Annotated in this window: 17 protein-coding genes and 1 tRNA gene; 9 read left to right on the forward strand and 9 right to left on the reverse strand. The window is 69.4% G+C overall.

Translation table 11 applies throughout. The annotated features are described in order from the left end of the window. Window positions 1-30 precede the first annotated feature (30 nt). The 3 genes from otsB to EFL95_RS15495 form a co-directional block, all read right to left on the reverse strand. Complete coding sequence (gene otsB, locus EFL95_RS15485; RefSeq protein WP_123235024.1) at window positions 31-882, reverse strand: trehalose-phosphatase; 852 nt, start codon at window positions 880-882, stop codon at window positions 31-33. Window positions 883-916: 34 nt separating this feature from the next. After that, window positions 917-1,390 carry a LytR C-terminal domain-containing protein gene (locus EFL95_RS15490; protein WP_183407206.1) on the reverse strand — a complete coding sequence of 158 codons (474 nt, stop codon included), beginning with the start codon at window positions 1,388-1,390 and terminating at the stop codon, window positions 917-919. Window positions 1,391-1,488: 98 nt separating this feature from the next. Next, window positions 1,489-1,785, reverse strand: coding sequence for a DUF3263 domain-containing protein (locus EFL95_RS15495; RefSeq protein ID WP_123235026.1), 297 nt, complete (start codon window positions 1,783-1,785; stop codon window positions 1,489-1,491). Window positions 1,786-1,980: 195 nt separating this feature from the next. Here EFL95_RS15495 and EFL95_RS15500 point away from each other — a divergent pair, with 195 nt between their 5' ends. Continuing rightward, window positions 1,981-3,453 (forward strand): alpha,alpha-trehalose-phosphate synthase (UDP-forming), encoded by a 1,473-nt coding sequence (locus EFL95_RS15500; RefSeq protein ID WP_123235027.1) that lies wholly within the window; start codon window positions 1,981-1,983, stop codon window positions 3,451-3,453. A gap of 52 nt (window positions 3,454-3,505) precedes the next feature. Next, the gene (locus EFL95_RS15505) at window positions 3,506-4,894 is read left to right on the forward strand and encodes a WS/DGAT/MGAT family O-acyltransferase (protein ID WP_123235028.1); all 1,389 of its coding nucleotides are present in this window, start codon (window positions 3,506-3,508) and stop codon (window positions 4,892-4,894) included. A 45-nt stretch (window positions 4,895-4,939) separates the two neighbouring features. On the opposite strand, the gene EFL95_RS15510 is transcribed toward EFL95_RS15505, so the two are convergent. Then, entirely contained in the window at window positions 4,940-6,484 is a 1,545-nt protein-coding gene (locus EFL95_RS15510; RefSeq protein ID WP_123235029.1) for an FMN-binding glutamate synthase family protein, read from the reverse strand. Window positions 6,485-6,551: 67 nt separating this feature from the next. Between EFL95_RS15510 and EFL95_RS15515 the strand changes: the two genes are divergently transcribed. From EFL95_RS15515 to EFL95_RS15535, 5 genes are all read left to right on the forward strand, one after another. Continuing rightward, window positions 6,552-7,901 (forward strand): alpha/beta fold hydrolase, encoded by a 1,350-nt coding sequence (locus EFL95_RS15515; RefSeq protein ID WP_123235030.1) that lies wholly within the window; start codon window positions 6,552-6,554, stop codon window positions 7,899-7,901. After that, entirely contained in the window at window positions 7,898-8,764 is an 867-nt protein-coding gene (locus tag EFL95_RS19590) for an SGNH/GDSL hydrolase family protein (RefSeq protein WP_183407207.1), read from the forward strand. The genes EFL95_RS15515 and EFL95_RS19590 overlap by 4 nt, the downstream gene beginning before the upstream one ends. A gap of 27 nt (window positions 8,765-8,791) precedes the next feature. Continuing rightward, window positions 8,792-9,682, forward strand: coding sequence for an SGNH/GDSL hydrolase family protein (locus EFL95_RS15525; protein ID WP_183407208.1), 891 nt, complete (start codon window positions 8,792-8,794; stop codon window positions 9,680-9,682). 45 nt (window positions 9,683-9,727) lie between these two features. After that, window positions 9,728-10,396 carry a uracil-DNA glycosylase gene (locus tag EFL95_RS15530; RefSeq protein ID WP_123235376.1) on the forward strand — a complete coding sequence of 223 codons (669 nt, stop codon included), beginning with the start codon at window positions 9,728-9,730 and terminating at the stop codon, window positions 10,394-10,396. Between the two features lie 83 nt (window positions 10,397-10,479). Beyond that, a complete protein-coding gene (locus tag EFL95_RS15535) occupies window positions 10,480-11,259 on the forward strand; it encodes a dioxygenase family protein (RefSeq protein WP_183407209.1) in 780 nt (259 codons plus the stop codon). Window positions 11,260-11,361: 102 nt separating this feature from the next. Here EFL95_RS15535 and EFL95_RS15540 read toward each other — a convergent pair whose 3' ends face one another. After that, window positions 11,362-12,984, reverse strand: a complete 1,623-nt coding sequence (locus EFL95_RS15540) for a GMC family oxidoreductase (RefSeq protein WP_123235033.1) — start codon at window positions 12,982-12,984, stop codon at window positions 11,362-11,364. A 107-nt stretch (window positions 12,985-13,091) separates the two neighbouring features. On the opposite strand from EFL95_RS15540, the gene pdxY reads away from it, so the two are divergent. Then, on the forward strand, window positions 13,092-13,961 hold the full coding sequence (pdxY, locus tag EFL95_RS15545) for a pyridoxal kinase PdxY (RefSeq protein ID WP_123235034.1): 870 nt from the start codon (window positions 13,092-13,094) through the stop codon (window positions 13,959-13,961). On the opposite strand, the gene EFL95_RS15550 is transcribed toward pdxY, so the two are convergent. The 4 genes from EFL95_RS15550 to EFL95_RS15565 form a co-directional block, all read right to left on the reverse strand. Beyond that, window positions 13,951-14,427, reverse strand: coding sequence for an ImmA/IrrE family metallo-endopeptidase (locus EFL95_RS15550; RefSeq protein WP_183407210.1), 477 nt, complete (start codon window positions 14,425-14,427; stop codon window positions 13,951-13,953). The genes pdxY and EFL95_RS15550 overlap by 11 nt on opposite strands. Continuing rightward, window positions 14,394-14,795: a hypothetical protein gene (locus EFL95_RS15555; protein ID WP_123235036.1), complete on the reverse strand. Its 402-nt coding sequence runs from the start codon at window positions 14,793-14,795 to the stop codon at window positions 14,394-14,396. The genes EFL95_RS15550 and EFL95_RS15555 overlap by 34 nt, the downstream gene beginning before the upstream one ends. Window positions 14,796-15,027: 232 nt before the next feature. Further along, a complete protein-coding gene (locus EFL95_RS15560; protein WP_148045069.1) occupies window positions 15,028-15,342 on the reverse strand; it encodes a hypothetical protein in 315 nt (104 codons plus the stop codon). A 27-nt stretch (window positions 15,343-15,369) separates the two neighbouring features. Then, a tRNA-Thr gene (locus EFL95_RS15565) sits at window positions 15,370-15,442 on the reverse strand. A gap of 104 nt (window positions 15,443-15,546) precedes the next feature. Between EFL95_RS15565 and EFL95_RS15570 the strand changes: the two genes are divergently transcribed. Continuing rightward, the gene (locus EFL95_RS15570) at window positions 15,547-17,307 is read left to right on the forward strand and encodes a glycoside hydrolase family 13 protein (RefSeq protein ID WP_183407211.1); all 1,761 of its coding nucleotides are present in this window, start codon (window positions 15,547-15,549) and stop codon (window positions 17,305-17,307) included. Window positions 17,308-17,358: the final 51 nt, after the last annotated feature.

Here is a 17,358-nt window from a genome sequence, read left to right on the forward strand (position 1 = left end):
ATCGATTCCGGGATATGAGATCAATGTTCATTATTTGGACACGTGAGCGGCAGCCACGTCCGCCGCCAGCACCCGCAGGAACTGCATCACGCCGTCCGGCCCGTCGACGACGAGGTCGACGATCTCCCGCAACGCCCGCTGCTCCTCCGAACCCGAGCAGACCAGCAGCGCCGGGAACCCGGCCTCGCGCACCTTCAGCGCTGCCTCGAACGCCGGTACGTCGCCCAGGTCGTCGCCGACGAAGACCACGGCGCTCGCCTCCAGCTCGGAGACGAGCGAGGAGAGCGCCCGGCCCTTGTCCATCCCGCCGGCCCGGATCTCGATCACCATCCGGCCGGGCTCGATCGCCAGCCGCCGCTCGCGGGCGGCCTCGGCCAGCGCCGGCAGCAGCTGCGCGAAGGCGGCCTCCGGGTCGGCCAGCCGCCGGGTGTGCACCGCGACGGCGAGACCCTTCTCCTCGATCCAGGCGTCCGGGACCCCGGCCTCGCGCAGCAGCCGGGGCAGCTCGCGGATCAGTCCGGAGAGGCCCGGCGGCGGCTTGGGGGTGATGACCCGTCGCTCGTAGGAGGTCCAGCGCTCGTTGCCGTACTGGCCCAGCACCACCAGCTCGCGGTCATGCTCCGCGATCGCGTCGCCCACCTCGTCCAGGCCACCGAGCGCGAGCACCTGACGCGCCGGTCGCCCAGTGATCACCGCGATCCCGCGCACCTCCGCCGCCAGCTTGTCGAGGACGAGCGGCGCGTCGGGGTGGATGTGCGCGGCGGTCGGGTCGTCCACGATCGGCGCCAGGGTGCCGTCGAAGTCGAGCGCGACCAGGAGCCGACGGCCCGCGCGGACCACGGCGTCGTACTGGTCGGAGCCGACGGCGGAGCAGAACTCCATGGGTCAAGCCAACCAGACCCGGACGACGCGCGGGTTACGCGGGCTTGTAGTCCGCGGTGAGGATGACCGTCAGGCGGTCGGCCTGCATCGGCGCGACCGCCGGCTTCACCCGGGCGATGCCGAGGTCCTCGGCCAGCGACTGGGCGGCGTACTTCAGGCCCTTGCCGTAGTAGACGGTCGTCGCGTCGACGGTGCCGTACCAGTTGTCGGTGGCCACGACGTTCCAGGTCAGCGTCTGCGCCTTGGTCGCGGTGCGCCCGGCGAGGCCCTTGACGTTGGAGTTGTTGAAGATGACGACGTTCGTCTTGGCCTTGTCGATCACCGGCGGCGGCTTGGGCGTCTTCGTCGCGGTGGCCGTCGGGCTCGGGGGCGCGGTGGTGATCGTCGGCGCGGTGTTGTCACGCGGGCCGATGGTCGGCTGCTGCTGGGAGTGCGACGCTGCCGGCGCGGCCTTGTCGGAGTCGTCGTTGCCCTGGGTGGCGACGAACACCAGTCCGGCGAGAGCCACGGCCGAGATGCTGAAGACCATAAGCCGGTTGGGCAGGACCACGCCGCCCTCGCCCCTCACCCGACGGCGCGCATACCTCGGGCCGAACCCCATTCGGCTCAGAGCTCGAAGCCGAGCCGGCGGGCCGAGCGCTGGCGCTGACGGGCGGCCCGGAGCCGGCGCAGCCGACGGACCAGCAGCGGGTCGTGGGCCAGCGCCTCGGGACGGTCGATGAGGGCGTTGAGCACCTGGTAGTACCGGGTCGAGCTCATGTCGAACTTCTCCCGGACCGCGCTCTCCTTGGCGCCCGCGAACTTCCACCACTGGCGCTCGAAGTCGAGAATGCCTCGGTCGCGCTCGGACAGGGCCCCGGATTCCTCGGGCTGCCCGGCGCTGAAGGCTTCAGTGGCGACCATCGTCGTCGACTCCTCGGTGCTGCGGGTGGACTCGTCCCATCCTAGGCGACAAACCACAGCGATGTCATTCGATCCGTCCGGGCGCGTCCTGGAGGGTTTTTCGAGGCGTTTTCCGGCCGTGGGTGGGTACACCCCGAGCGTGACCCCGCGCGTCCCGCCGCTCGCGCGCCCCCGCCGACGCCCTAGGGTGGTGACGTGACCCCGACGAGGCGCCGACGCTCCGCTTCGGTCCCGCGCGCCGACGTCGTGATCGTGGCGAACCGGCTCCCGGTCGACCGGGTGGTCGAGGCGGACGGCAGCACCAGCTGGCGGCGCTCCCCCGGCGGTCTGGTCAGCGCGCTCGCCCCGGTGATGACCGCCCAGGAGGGCGCCTGGATCGGCTGGCCCGGCGACGTCTCGGCCGACGAGGAGGACCTCGAGCCGTTCCAGCACGAGGGCATGACCCTCGTTCCGGTCTCGATCTCCGCGCTCGAGTACGAGGAGTACTACGAGGGTTTCTCCAACGCGACCCTGTGGCCGCTGTACCACGACGTCGTCGCCAAGCCGGAGTTCCACCGGGAGTGGTGGGACTCCTACATCGACGTCAACCAGCGCTTCGCCGGTGCGGCTGCCGACATCGCGGCCGAGGGCGCCGTGGTCTGGATCCAGGACTACCAGCTCCAGCTGGTCCCGGCGCTGCTGCGCGACCTGCGCCCGGACCTGCGGATCGGCTTCTTCCTGCACATCCCGTTCCCGCCGGCCGAGCTGTTCAGCCAGCTGCCCTGGCGCCGCCAGCTCCTCGAGGGACTGCTCGGCGCCGACCTCGTCGGCTTCCAGCTGTCGGGGGCCGCGCAGAACTTCATCCGACTGGTCCGCCAGCGGGTGGGCCACAAGACGCACCGCGACTCCGTCTACCTGCCCGACGGCCGGATCGTCACCGCGAAGGCGTTCCCGATCTCCATCGACGTCGACAAGTTCGAGGAGCTCGCCCAGTCGGAGTCGGTGCAGAAGCGCGCCGCGCAGATCCGCGACGACCTCGGCAACCCGCGACGGATCTTCCTGGGCATCGACCGGCTCGACTACACCAAGGGCATCTACGCCCGGCTGCGCGCGTTCAGCGAGCTCATCCACGACGGGCACTTCACCGTCGAGGACGCCACCTTCGTGCAGGTGGCCAGCCCCTCGCGCGAGCGGGTCGACCAGTACCGGATCCTGCGCGACGACATCGACCGGCTGGTCGGCCACATCAACGGCGACCTCGGCCGGCTCGGGCGCCCGGCGATCTCCTACCTCAACGCGTCCTTCCCGCAGGAGGAGATGGCCGCCCTGTACGTCGCCAGCGACATCATGGTGGTCACCCCGTTCCGCGACGGCATGAACCTGGTCGCCAAGGAGTTCGTCGCCTGCCGGATGGAAGAGGACGGCGCCCTGGTGCTCTCCGAGTTCGCCGGCGCCGCGGAGGAGCTGCGGCAGGCCTACCTGGTCAACCCGTACGACATCAACGGGATGAAGGCGCAGATGCTCGAGGCCTTCGAGGCCGACGAGAAGGAGCTGACGCGGCGGATGAAGGCGATGCGCAAGACCGTCGCCGAGAACGACGTGGACAACTGGGCGTCGAACTTCCTGGCCGACCTGTCCGCCGTACGGCCGGGTCACGCGAAGCAGGTCAAGCCCGCCAAGCGCTCCTGAGGCCTGTGCCTCGTCCCTGGTTGAGCCGCTCGATTCCCCCTACGCTGCGCAGATGAGCAGGCACGTGCTGAAGGTCAACGACTCGGCCTGGTTGTACGCCGAGTCCTACCGCACCCCGATGCAGGTCGCGATGCTGGCGACCTTCGCGGTGCCCGAGGACCGGCCCGACTTCGTGCACGACCTGGTGGCCCGGTGGCGCGAGGTGCGCGAGTACCAGCCGCCGTTCAACTACCTGCTGACGATGGCTCCGGTGCCGAGCTGGAAGGAGCTCCCGCCGGAGAAGATCGACCTCGACTACCACTTCCGGCACTCGGCTCTTCCCCGTCCGGGGTCCCAGCGCGAGCTCGGTGTCCTGATCTCCCGGTTGCACTCTGCCAAGCTCGACCGGCGCTACCCGCTGTGGGAGTGCCACCTCATCGAGGGCCAGGAGGACAACCAGTGGTCGATGTACATGAAGGTGCACCACTCCCAGATCGACGGGGTCGGCGGCATCCGGTTGCTCAAGCGGATGCTGAGCATCGACCACGACGCGCGCGACATGTTGCCGCCGTGGGCCGTCGGCACGCGCGGACCTGACCAGTCCGGGATCCCGCGCAAGGCCAGGCCTCCCGCCCTCGAGCGCGACACCATCTCGATCGGCTCGGTCGCCGGGGCCGGCGCAGCCGTCGTCGGCTCGCTCGGGCGGACCTACACCGAGTCCTTGGTCGGCAGCGGTGACCAGGCGCGAGCCGTGCCGTTCCGGGCGCCGAAGACCTTGTTCAACGGTCGGATCCACACACCGCGCCGGTTCGCGACGCAGCACTACCCGATCGACCGGATGCGCGCGGTCGCCTCGGCCACCGGCGGCAGCCTCAACGACGTCTTCCTCTCCATCTGCGGCGGATCGCTGCGGCGCTACCTCGCCGACGCGGGCGAGCTGCCGACCGAGCCGCTGATCGCCAACGTCCCGGTCTCGGTGCGCCCCGGCGACCAGCCCGGTGTCGGCAACGCGATCACCTTCCTCTACTCCAGCCTCGGCACCGACGTGGCCGACCCGATCCGCCGGATCCGCGCGATCCAGGAATCGACCCGGCTGGGCAAGGAGCGGTTGCCCGCGGTCGACGGCCTGGCGATGGACGCCTACACCGCCGTGCTGATGGCCCCGTTCCTGTCGCAGTCGATCCTCGGCTTCGGGGGCCGCGGTCGGCCGGCGTCGAACGTGGTGATCTCGAACGTGCCCGGCCCGATGGAGCCGCGCTACCTGGACGGGTCCCGGCTGCTGGAGCTGTACCCGGTCTCGCTGCTGTTCAACGGCCAGGCGCTGAACATCACCGGTGTCTCGTACGACGGGGAGTTCAACATCGGCTTCACCGGGTGCCGCGACTCGATCCCGTCGCTGCAGAAGATCGCGGTCAACGCCGGCGAGGAGCTCGAGGAGCTCGAGGCGGCGCTGGGGCTCTAGCCCCTGGGTCCCTGAGGAGGTTGCGCAGCAACCGTCTCGAAGGGATCACGACGGGGTCTTCTCGTTGAAAGTGGCCTGCGGGTGCATCAGGCGGGTGATCTCGTCGGCGAGGTCTGGCCCGAGCTCACCCCAGCCGTCCTTGTAGCCGTAGACGGCGGCGAGCGACCGGGCCTCGTAGTCGCCGCAGAAGATGTCCACGTCGTTGGCGGTGATCAGGCCCGGGTGGGCCACGCCGACGGCAGCGGTGACCTTGACCAGCTCCTTGCGCAGCGTGGTGATGTAGTGCGCGCAGCGCTCGGCCTTGGAGACCGGGTCCAGGCCGTGCACCAGCCACGGGTTCTGGGTCGCGACGCCGGTAGGGCACTTGTCGGTGTGGCACTTCTGCGACTGGATGCAGCCGATCGAGAGCATCGCCTCGCGGGCCACGTTGATCATGTCCGTGCCCAGGGCGAACGCGACGATCGCGTTGTCGGGCAGGCCGAGCTTGGCCGAGCTGATGAAGGTCAGGTCGTCGGTCAGCCCGAGCTCGGCGAAGGTGCCGTAGACCCGGGAGAAGCCCATCCGGTACGGCAGCGCGATCGAGTCGGCGAAGATCAGCGGCGAGGCACCGGTGCCACCCTCGCCGCCGTCGACGGTGACGAAGTCGACGCCACGGTCCCGCGACGACATCAAACGGGCGAGGTCGTGCCAGAACTGCATCTCGCCCACGGCGGACTTGATGCCGACCGGCAGTCCGGTCTCGGCACCGAGCAGCTCCACGAAGTCGAGCATGCTGTCGACGTCGCCGAACGCGGTGTGCCGCGACGGGCTAGCGCAGTCCTTGCCCACCGGGATGCCGCGGATGTCGGCGATCTCCTGGGTGACCTTGGCCGCCGGCAGCAGTCCGCCGAGGCCGGGCTTGGCGCCCTGGCTCAGCTTGATCTCGATCGCCTTGACCGGGGCGGAGTCGATGACCTCCTTCAGCTTCGCCAGGTTGAAGTTGCCGGCCTCGTCGCGGCAGCCGAAGTAGGCGGTGCCGATCTGCAGCACGATGTCCGCGCCGTTGCGGTGGTACGGCGAGAGCCCGCCCTCGCCGGTGTTGTGCATGCAGCCGGCTTCGGCCGCACCCTTGTTCAGCGCGGTGATCGCGGCCGAGGACATCGACCCGAAGCTCATCGCCGAGATGTTCACCACCGACGCCGGCCGGAAGGCCTTGGCCCGACCGCGCGGCCCGCCGAGCACCTTCGCGCTGGGCAGCCGACCGGACTTGTCGTGGTCGTCGGGCAGCTGGTCGGCGAAGGTCCGGTGCTTGATGTAGGCGTGGCCCTGGGTGTGCTCGACGTCCATGTCGGTGCCGAACCCGAAGTAGTTGTTCTCCTCCTTGGAGGAGGCGTAGATCCAGGTGCGCTGGTCCCGCGTGAAGGGGCGCTCCTCCTCGTTGCTGGTCACGATGTACTGGCGCAGCTCCGGCCCGATGGTCTCCAGCCAGTAGCGCGCGTGCGCGATCACCGGGTAGTTGCGCTGCAGGGCGTGCTTCTTCTGGGTGAGGTCGCGCACCGCCAGTGCGGCCACCCCGACGACCGCTCCCCCGACCAGACGACTCAGCTTCATGGGCCTTGTCCTACCGTCGTTTGGGCAGTCGTGTCCATGGTCCCCGAGGTGTCGGTAACCTCGTCCCATGGATCTGATCCCCAAGCCGGACCAGGTCGCCTCCGCCGCCAGCAACGTCGCCCACAAGGTGTTCTACGGCGGGCTGGCCGATCTGCGCCCCATGCCCCGGACGCTCATCGACGACGGGCCGCTGCGCGAGGTCTACCACTACCGGCCGCAGAAGCAGGTCAAGGCCACCGGTGACCCGGTGCTGCTGGTCACCCCGCTCGCGGCCCCCGCCATCTGCTTCGACCTGCGCCGGGACTGCTCGCTGGTGGAGCACTTCGTCAAGGCCGGGCGGCCGACGTACCTGGTCGAGTACGGCGAGATCTCCTTCCGCGACCGCAACCTGGGCATGGAGCACTGGGTCGACGAGGTCGTCCCCGAGGCGATCCGCGAGGTCAGCCGGCACGCGGGCGACCGTCCGGTGCACGTGATCGGGTGGTCGCTGGGCGGCATCTTCTCGGTGCTCACCGCAGCCGCCGACGCGAAGCTCCCGATCGCGTCGCTCACCGTCGTGGGCTCGCCGTTCGACGTCACCCAGGTGCCGCTGGTCGCGCCGCTGCGCCCGATCCTCAAGATCACCGACGGCGGCATCGTCACCCAGATCTACCGGGCGATGGGTGGCGCGCCGAAGCCGCTGGTCCGCCAGGCCTTCAAGCTCAGCAGCGGCACCAAGCTGCTCACCAAGCCGATCGCCATCCTCCAGAACCTCGACGACGCCGAGTGGCTCGCCCAGATCGAGGCGGTCGACCGGTTCACCGCGAACATGCTCGCCTACCCGGGTCGCACCTTCGGGCAGCTCTACCACCGGATGTTGAAGCACAACCAGCTCAACACCGGGAAGGTGAACCTGTCCGGCCACCAGATCGACCTGAAGGCGATCAAGGTGCCGGTGCTGGTCTTCGCCGGCAACACCGACGGAATCGCGCCGATCCCCTCGGTCAAGGCGATCGTGCCGCTGCTGCCGAACTCGCGCGAGGTGCGCTTCGAGATCGTCCCCGGTGGACACCTCGGCATGCTCACCGGCCGCGCTGCGCGGAACACGACGTGGGTCGTGATGGACGAGTGGATCGAGCAGTACTCCACCCCGGACGAGCCCGAGCAGCCGGTGGCGAAGGCGACACCGCGCAAGGCGGCCGCCAAGAAGGCTGCACCGAGGAAGACGACCAAGAAGACGACGGCCGCCAAGAAGAGCGCCGCGACCGATGGCAAGAAGGCGCCGGCCAAGACCGCCGCTGCCAAGAAGGCAGGTCAGAAGGTGCCCGAGCAGACCCGCGCTGTCGCCGAGGTCGCGCCCGACCGTTCCGCGATCGGCTCGAACCGCGAGCGTCGGTTCAGCTCCCAGTCCTCGCGAAGCCTGGCGCAGAAGCGATGACGGGCTCTCGCACCCGGGCCGCCGGCCTGGCCCTCCTCGCTGTGCTCGCACTGGTCCTCAGCGGTTGCGGCGGGTTCGGCAGCAAGGAGCCGCAGACCCTCGACACCACCATCAAGAGCTACGTCGCGCTGGGCGACGGCTTCGCCGCAGCCCCGTACGTCGGCCGCACCACCAGCAAGGACGGCTGCCTGCGCGCCGAGCTGAACTACCCCCAACAGGTCGCGAACGCGCTGCACATCACCGACTTCAAGGACGTCTCCTGCGTCGGGGCCTCGACCAAGGCGATCACCGACCCCTACCGGCCGCCGGGCACCAAGAAGGACGTGCCGGCGCAGCTCGACGCCGTCACCGCGGACACCGACCTGGTGACCATCACGGTCGGGGTCTCGGACGGCGACCTGCTCAACAGCATGTTCCGCATCTGCACCGAGGCGCCCTGCACCGGGCAGATCCTCGCCAAGGACGTCATCGACCGGCTGAACCAGATCGCGACCGACCTGCCGGCCACCATCCGCGCCGTGGTCGCGAAGGCGCCGAACGCCTACGTGGTCGTGGTCGGCTATCCCGAGCTGCTGCCGCTCGACAACGGCTGCAAGTCGCTGCCGCGGATGACCGACGACCAGTGGAGCCTCGCCCAGCTGGCGTGGCAGAAGTTCACCACCTCGCTCAGCTCGGCCGCCCGCCAGGCCGGAGCTTCCTTCCTCGACGTGCAGCGCCTCTCGGCCGAGCACGCTCCGTGCAGCAAGCAGGCGTGGGTCAACGGGCAGAAGGCGATCAAGGGCAAGAGAGTGGCCTACCACCCGAAGCCGCTCGAGCAGCAGGCCGTCGCGACCGCCGTCGTCGCGCAGGTCAACACCCGCTGACCAGCGCCCCGTAATACTGGCCGGGTCATGACTTCCGTGAACCGCGCACGTCCGCACGCCCGCGTCGCCGTGAGCGTGCTGCTCGCCGTCGCGCTGCTCGCCCTCGCGGCCTGCGGAGCGAAGGGGAACCCGCACCCGAAGACGCTGGACAGCTACGTGGCGCTGGGCGACTCCTACACCGCGCTCGCCGGAGCCGGACCGTTCGTCGACAACGCGTGCAAGCGGGCCAAGGTGAACTACCCGCACCTGGTCGCGGCCGACCTGGGCATCACGACGTTCACCGATGCCTCCTGCGGCGGTGCCACGTCGGCGAACCTGACCCAGGACCAGGCGATCAAGAACCCGCCGGCCTCCCGACCACCCCAGCTCGAGGCGCTGAGCAAGAAGACCAAGCTCGTGACCCTGGGCATCGGCCTGAACAACGGGTCGACACCGATCTCCTACCTGCTCCTCTACGTCTGCCTGCCGGTCAACGGGATCACGCTGCCGCAGTGCTCGCAGTACCTGAAGGCGACCGACAGCTCGGTGACCGAGGCGATCGCGACGATGGCCTCCGAGGTGAAGGCGAACCTGAAGGCCATCAAGAAGGCCGCCCCGAACGCGCGCGTGGTGCTGGTCGGTTACCCCCGGGTGCTGGCCGACGACAAGGACTGCCAGGCGCTCCCGCTGCCGGCGGCCGCGGCAACCCGCCTGCGTCTCGCCCTGAAGCTGGTGAACCAGGACCTGGCCAGGACCGCGAAGAGCTCCAAGGTCGACTACATCGACATGTACGCGGCATCGCCGGGCCACGAGCTCTGCTCGAACGACCCGTGGATGGCCGGCGAGCTGAACGTGCCGGGCAAGGCTCTGCAGTTCCACCCCTACCCGGCCTACGCCCGGGCGGTCGCCGACAAGATCGTCGCGCTGCTGAAGAAGTAGCCTGCCCCGGTGAGCCCCCTCGCCGACCTCGTCTCGCAAGGCCTGATGGCCGAGGACTGGGCTGAGGCCCTGACCCCGGTCGAGGACGACATCACCCGCATGGGCCAGTTCCTGCGCGCCGAGATCGCCGCGGGTCGCGGCTATCAGCCGAGCGGCGAGAAGGTCCTGCGGGCGTTCCAGCGTCCGCTCGCCGACGTACGGGTCCTCATCGTCGGGCAGGACCCCTACCCGAACCCGGGCCACCCGGTCGGCCTGAGCTTCTCGGTCGCCCCCGAGGTCAGGCCCCTGCCCCCGAGCCTGATGAACATCTACAAGGAGCTGGTCGCCGACCTCGGCGTCCCGATCCCGGCGAACGGGGACCTCTCTCCCTGGGCCGACGCAGGAGTTCTCCTGCTGAACAGGACGCTGACGACGGCGCCCAACGTCTCGAACGCGCACCGCGGCAAGGGCTGGGAGCCGGTCACCGAGCGGGCGATCGACGTACTCGCTTCCCGCGGCGGACCGCTCGCCGCGATCCTGTGGGGTGCCGACGCCCGCAAGCTGCGACCGCGCCTGGGCTCGGTCCCCTGCGTCGAGTCGGTGCACCCGAGCCCGCTCTCGGCCCGCAACGGGTTCTTCGGGTCCAAGCCGTTCAGCACCGTGAACGGGCTGCTGGTCGAGCAGGGCGGCGAGCCGGTGGACTGGTCGCTGCCGGCCTTAGTCCGCCCTTCGTGACGGTTGCTTCGCAACCTCCTCAGGACCTCGCTCCGCTCGGGAATGATTGCCAACTAGTTTAAGTTTGAACTAACATGACCGCCATGACTGATCGGATGCCTGCGCTCTACATTGGGCACGGCGCACCGCCGCTCCTCGACGACCCGACCTGGTCGGGCCAGCTGCGCGACCTCGCCGGGACCTTCGCACGTCCCCGGGCGATCCTCATCGTCAGCGCGCACTGGGAGTCCGCCCCGCTCTCGCTCTCCGCGAGCGGGCCGGGCACCGAGCTGGTCTACGACTTCGGCGGCTTCGACCCCAAGTACTACCGGATGCGCTACGACACCCCGGACGCCTCCGCGCTGGCCCAGCGGATCGCGGCGATGATGCCGGACACCGAGCCGGTGCACCAGCACGCCAGTCGCGGGCTCGACCACGGCGCCTGGGTGCCGCTGACGATCATGTACCCGGAGGCGGACATCCCGGTGATCCAGATGTCGCTGCCGACCCACGACCCCTACCAGCTCCTCACCCTCGGCAGCCGGCTGCGCGAGCTGCGGGACGAGGGCGTTCTCGTGATCGGGTCCGGCTTCCTCACCCACGGCCTGCCGTTCCTCAAGGAGTTCCGCATCGACGCCGAGGCCCCGGGCTGGTCGGTCGACTTCGACCTCTGGGCCGCCGACGCGCTTGCTCGCGGCGACGTCGCCGAGCTCGCGGCGTACCGGACCAATGCCCCGGGCATGCCCTACGCGCACCCGACCGTCGAGCACTACACGCCGTTGTTCGTCACCCTCGGCGCAGCCCTCGACCCCGAGGCGCCCGGCGACCAGGTGATCGACGGGTACTGGATGGGGCTGTCGAAGCGGAGCCTGCTGGTCGCCTGACGCGCGGAATCCCTAGGCAAGACGTGAATCTGCGCGAACGACCCGATGCTTCAGGTCGGAAGTGCTGGTTTCACGTCTTGCCTAGGGAAACCGACCGCCGCGTCAGCGACCGAGGATGATCGCCGCGGCCTTCTCGCCGATCATGATCGCCGGCGCGTTGGTGTTGCCGCCGGTGATGCTCGGCATGATCGAGGCGTCCGCGACGCGCAGACCCTCGACACCGCGCACCTTCAGGTCCGGGCTGACGACCGAGAGCTCGTCCACGCCCATCCGGCAGGTGCCGACGCCGTGGTAGATCGAGGTCGCCCGGTTGAGGATCGCGTTGCGCAGCTCGCTGCCCTGCAGGTCGATGCCGGGGTGGATCTCCTCCTTGACGTGCCCGCCGAAGGCCGGGTCCGCCATGATCGCGCGCGTCATCTCCGAGCCCTCGAGCAGGGTGTCCAGGTCGCTGGTCTCGGCGAGGTAGTTGAAGTCGATGAGCGGCGCCGAGGTCGGGTCGGCGTTCGCCAGGCGCAGCGTTCCGCGGCTGCGCGGGTAGATCAGCGAGACCAGCACGGTCATCGCGGTGCGCGGGTCGACGTCGTGCATGATCGGCTCGTCCTGGTTCGGCGAGACGTAGGCCCACGGCAGCATGTGCAGCTGCAGGTCCGGGACGCCGTTGACCGAGTGCGAGGTCTTCACGAAGCCCACCGACTCGAAGACCGAGTTGGCCAGGAACGTCGAGCCCGGGCGGAGGACCTCCTTGATGACGCCCTTGGCGAAGAACGCCGGGCTGCCCTTCTGCTTGGTCGAGGTGGTGTGGAAGGTCATCGCGTGGAACATGTGGTCGTGCAGGTTGTCGCCGACCGGGAGGTCGGAGACGACCTGGATGCCGTGATCCTTCAGGTGCTGGGCGTGACCGACTCCGGAGAGCATCAGGATCTGCGCCGAGCCGACGAAGCCGGCCGAGAGGATGACCTCCTTGCCGGCGCGGATGGTCCGCTGGGAGCCGTTCTTGTCGGTCACGTTCACACCGGTGGCGCGGCCGTTCTCGATGTTGACCTTGGTGACCAGCACCTCGCTCTGCAGCTCCAGCGTGGCCGGTGCGAGGTTGTGCACGTAGCCGCGCGAGGCGCTGTAGCGGAGGCCCTCGGCAGCGTTCTGCTGCATGTAGGAGACGCCCTCCTGGGACGCGCCGTTGTAGTCCGGGTTGACCGGCACGTCGAGCGCGTTGGAGACCGCGTTGATGAACTGGTGGGTTCCCTCCTGCGGGAACTTGCACTTACTGACCCGGATCGGTCCGCCGGCGCCGCGGTAGTCGTCGGCCCCGCCCTCGAAGTCCTCCATCCGCTTGTACGCGGCGTTGACCGAGTCGGCGTCCCAGCCCTCGTTGCCCTCGGCGGCCCAGGAGTCGTAGTTGGCGCGGTTGCCGCGCACGTAGACCATGCCGTTGACCGAGCTCGAGCCGCCGACGACCTTGCCGCGCGGGACCGGCATCTTGCGGTCGAGGATGTGCTTCTGCGGCACCGAGTAGTAGCCCCAGTCGACGGTCTTCTTGATCTGCGGGACCGCGTGCATCGGGCCGATCATGCCCGGCTTCTTGACCAGGAACTTCTCGTCGCTCTTGCCCGCCTCGAGCAGGATCACGCTGTGCCCGGCCTCGGCCAGGCGACCGGCGATCGCGCTTCCCGAGCTGCCGGATCCGACGACGACGTAGTCAGCTTCGGTGGACCGCTTCTTCGCCATGAAAACCTCATTCGTGCGCGCTGGAGTGCCGGTTCTGACCCGGGCCGTGCAACTGTAACAAGTTCTAGTTTCAGGGGCTAGATCGGTCCCGGTGGCAGGATCGAGGGATGCAGGTCCTCTCGATCCAGTCCTCGGTCAGCTACGGGCACGTGGGCAACAGCGCCGCCGTCTTCCCGCTTCAGCGCCTGGGCCACGAGGTGCTGCCGGTGCACACGGTGCTCTTCTCCAACCACACCGGGTACGGCGCGTGGCGCGGGCCGGTGATCCCCGGCGACGACGTGCACGAGGTGATCCTCGGCATCGAGGAACGCGGCGCGATGGCCGGCACCGACCTGGTCCTCTCCGGCTACCAGGGCAGCCCGCAGATCGCCGAGGTCGTCCTCGACGCGGTCGAGCGCGTCAAGACGGCGAACCCGGCCGCGATCTACGCGTGCGACCCGGTGATGGGCAACGCGCGCAGCGGCTGCTTCGTCGACCCCGCGATCCCGCCGCTGCTGCGCGACCAGGTCATCCCCCGGGCCGACCTGATCACCCCGAACCAGTTCGAGCTCGGCTTCCTCACCGGCCTGCTCGACACCGGGGACGAGCGCCCGGAGCTGGCCGCCGTCGTCGCGGCAGCCCACGCCGCCCGCGCTCTCGGGCCGGTGACGGTCCTGGTCACCAGCGTCGAGCATGCCGGGTCCGGGCCGGAGGAGATCGGTCTGCTGGCGGTCACCGGCGACGGCACCTGGTCGGTGACCACACCCCGGTTGCCCCTGAAGAGCAACGGTTCGGGCGACGTGACGGCCGCGCTGTTCTCGGCCCACCTGGTCGAGACCGGCGACGTCGCGACGGCGCTCGCCCGGACCGCGTCGAGCGTCTTCGACCTCCTGGAGAACACCCTGGAGGCGAAGTCCCGCGAGCTCCGGCTGGTCGAGAGCCAGGAGACCTTCGCCCACCCGAGGCTGCAGTTCGAGGTGGTCCGGGTCAGCGATTGACCCAGGTCGCCCGATCGGACCGGGCGAGCATCCGGCGCAGTCTCCGTCGCTCGTCCGTGGCCATCCGCGACTGCCGGAGCGTCAGCATCGCGTCGTCCACCCCGAGCTCGCGGGCGACCTCGTCGGGCTCGCGCGACCAGGCGAGCGCCCGGGCCAGCGCCGGCAACGGGATCAGCCGGCGCGCCGCCAGGTCCTCGGCCTCGACCTCCTCACGCTGCTCGAACCACCCGCTGGGCGTCTCGGCGTGCCCGAGGTCGAGGTGGGCGAGGGCGTGCGCGAGCGAGCTGCGGCGTTGTGCCGGCGGATGATCGCGCTCGAGCAGGATGACGCGACGACTGCGGGAGAGCACTTCGGGGATCACACCGCCGAGGTCGACCGAGCAGATCACCCAGTCCGGGTAGCGGGCGGCCGCATCGGCGGCCGGGTCGTAGCTCAGGTGCGGCGAACTGCCTTCTCGATCTGCCACTCGATGAACTCCCGGGCCTCTGCCGTGACCCGCTCCCACTGCTGGTCGGTGAGTCCGGCCGGACGACGGAATCGGAGCGCGTCGTCGTACTGGTCACCATCTTCACGGCGACCACCGACAGGAATCGAGAGATCCGGGGCGGCGCCGCCGGAGGCGATCGAGCGCAGGGTGCCGGGCGGCCACTCCAGGGCGCGCTCGATCTTTCCCTGGGTTCCGATCTTCGGCCAGCGCTTCCCGTTCAGGAAGTCGCCGATCGTGCCCGGGTCGGCACCGGTCGCGGCGACCAGCTGGGTGTTGTTCCACTCCAACCGGGCCATCCGAGCCGCAACAGCGTGGGCCGCGCGTTGCTGGTTCGAGGTCTGAGCCATGGGCTGAACGCTCCGTACGAGTACCGGGGATCGTCTTGGACAACCAAGGCAACCGCACCGTCAAGAGAGTTGAACACCAAGGCAGATCCAAGGGAAGACCAGTGCCGAACCGGGCACTTCGGATTTGGAATAGCCGTGTAATGCCGCAGATTCTTCGCAGAAGTGGGCAATTCTGGAGACCACATCAGGTGAAAACACCCAAAGAGCGTGGGAAGTTCTTGGAAGAATTAGTTCAAGAATTTTCTCGGCGTGGGCCGATGACGGCCTTCCAGTCCCGGTCCCGGACCCCGAGCGAGACGCCGAGCGCGATGATGCAGATCTGGAGGACCACGGCGCCGACTGAGAACAGGAACCAGCCGAACCACTCCCCGTCGTCGCCGGAACCGATCAGGGAACCGATGACGCAGAGCACGATCCCGGCGATCCACAGGGCACCCAGCGACGGCGGCTCCCACGTATCGAGGTCCGCAGTGCAGTGCCGGCACCTCCGCGCCGCCGTGGGGATCTCGGCCAAGCAGAACGGGCACGGCTTGAGCTCGTCGGACATCGGCTCCTCCTCCACGAAAGGGTTCCGAGCCGGTGACAGGAGTCGAACCCGCGACATCCTCTTTACAAGAGAGGCGCTCTACCAACTGAGCTACACCGGCATGCCGTCGTACGGACCGGCGGCGGTAATCGTACCGGCGCGCAGGCCCGACCCGATCCGAGGACATTCCGGACACGGGGACCGGTGATCAGGGAGGATGGAGACGTGGACCCGTTGCTGCACTTCCCCCACCACGACGGGTCGCCGCTGTACCGACGCCCTGAGCACGCACCGCTCGGTGACACCGTCCAGGTCCGGGTCCGCACCAGCAACCACCTGCTCCCCGACGCGGTCTGGCTGCGCACCGTCGAGGACGCCGAACCGTTCTTCGCCGCGTGCACCGTCGAGCGGACCGAGGGTGACACGACCTGGTGGGTGGGCTCCGTCCGGCTGCACAACCCGGTCCAGCGCTACCGCTTCCTGGTGGCCTTCGGTGACACCTTCGTCTGGCTCAATCAGGCCGGCGTCTTCGACCGCGACGTCACCGACGCGCACGACTTCACCGTCAGCTGTCACGAGGCGGCCCCGGACTGGGGCCGTGACGCCGTCGTCTACCAGATCTTCCCGGACCGGTTCGCGCGCTCGGCTGCTGCCGACGACCGGCCGATCCCGGACTGGGCGGTGCCGGCGCAGTGGGACGACGCACCGATCCACTCCGGGCCGCACACGCCGTTGCAGTTCTACGGCGGCGACCTCGACGGCATCACCGAGCACCTCGACCACGTCGTCGCGCTCGGTGTCACCACGATCTACCTGACACCGGTCTTCCCCGGCGAGAGCAACCACCGCTACAACGCCAGCACCTTCGAGACGGTTGACCCGCTTCTCGGCGGCGACGACGCCTACCGCCGGCTCATCGACGCCGCCCACGAGCGCGGACTGCACGTCCTGGGCGACCTGACCAGCAACCACACCGGCGACACCCACGAGTGGTTCCAACGCGCGGTCGCGGACGAGGGCAGCGAGGAGCGCGGCTACTACTACTTCGCCGCCGACGGCAGCCACGAGGGCTGGAAGGGCTACGACACCCTGCCCAAGCTCGACCACACCGCGCCCGGTCTGAGCGAGCGCTTCGGTGCGGTGGTCGCCCGCTGGCTCGAGTTCGGCATCGACGGCTGGCGCATCGACGTGGCCAACATGACCGGTCGGCACGTCGACGTCGACGTCGCCCACCAGGTCGCCCGCGAGATCCGCGCGACCGCGACCGACGTACGCCCCAACGCCCTGGTGCTGGCCGAGCACGGGCACGACGCCACCGGCGACCTGGACGGCGACGGCTGGCACGGGACCATGAACTACTACGGCTTCTCGTTCCCGGTCTGGGAGTGGTTGCGCGACCCGCGCCGGCCAGTGCCCTCGTTCGGGCTGCCGGTCGACGTGCCGCGCCGCGACGGCACCGCGATGGTCGCCGCGATGCGCGACTTCACCGCCAGCTTCGGGTGGGACGCCGTCGGCGCGAGCTGGAACATCCTCGGCTCGCACGACTCACCGCGGATCCGCACCACCACCGGATCGGCCGATCTGCACCACGTCGCTGCGGTCCTCCAGTTCACCCTGCCCGGCGTACCGATGGTCTTCGCCGGCGACGAGCTCGGCTTCGAGGGCGTCGACGGCGAGGACTCCCGGCGCACCATGCCCTGGGACGACGTAGCTGCGTTCAGCACCAGGACCGCGGGGGTGTACGCCGCCCTGGCGCGGCTGCGCGCCGAGCACGTGGCGCTGCGCCGCGGCGGTCTGCGCTGGGTGCACGTCGGTGCCGACGAGGTCGCCTACCTGCGCGAGCACCCGGACGGGACGGTGCTGGTCACCGCCACCCGGACCGGTACGACGGAGCCGGAGCTGCCCGGGATCGTGAAGGGCGAGCGGCTGATCCAGGTCGGGGACAGCGGCAGGTCGCCGCGGGCCTCGATCTGGAAGGTCAGCTGAGCGGGTACGTCACCGGGTTTCGACAGGCTCAACCAGCACCAGCCGGCTCAA

The sequence above is a fragment of the Nocardioides marmorisolisilvae genome (genome assembly GCF_003725775.1).
Classification (GTDB): Bacteria; Actinomycetota; Actinomycetes; order Propionibacteriales; family Nocardioidaceae; genus Marmoricola; species Marmoricola marmorisolisilvae.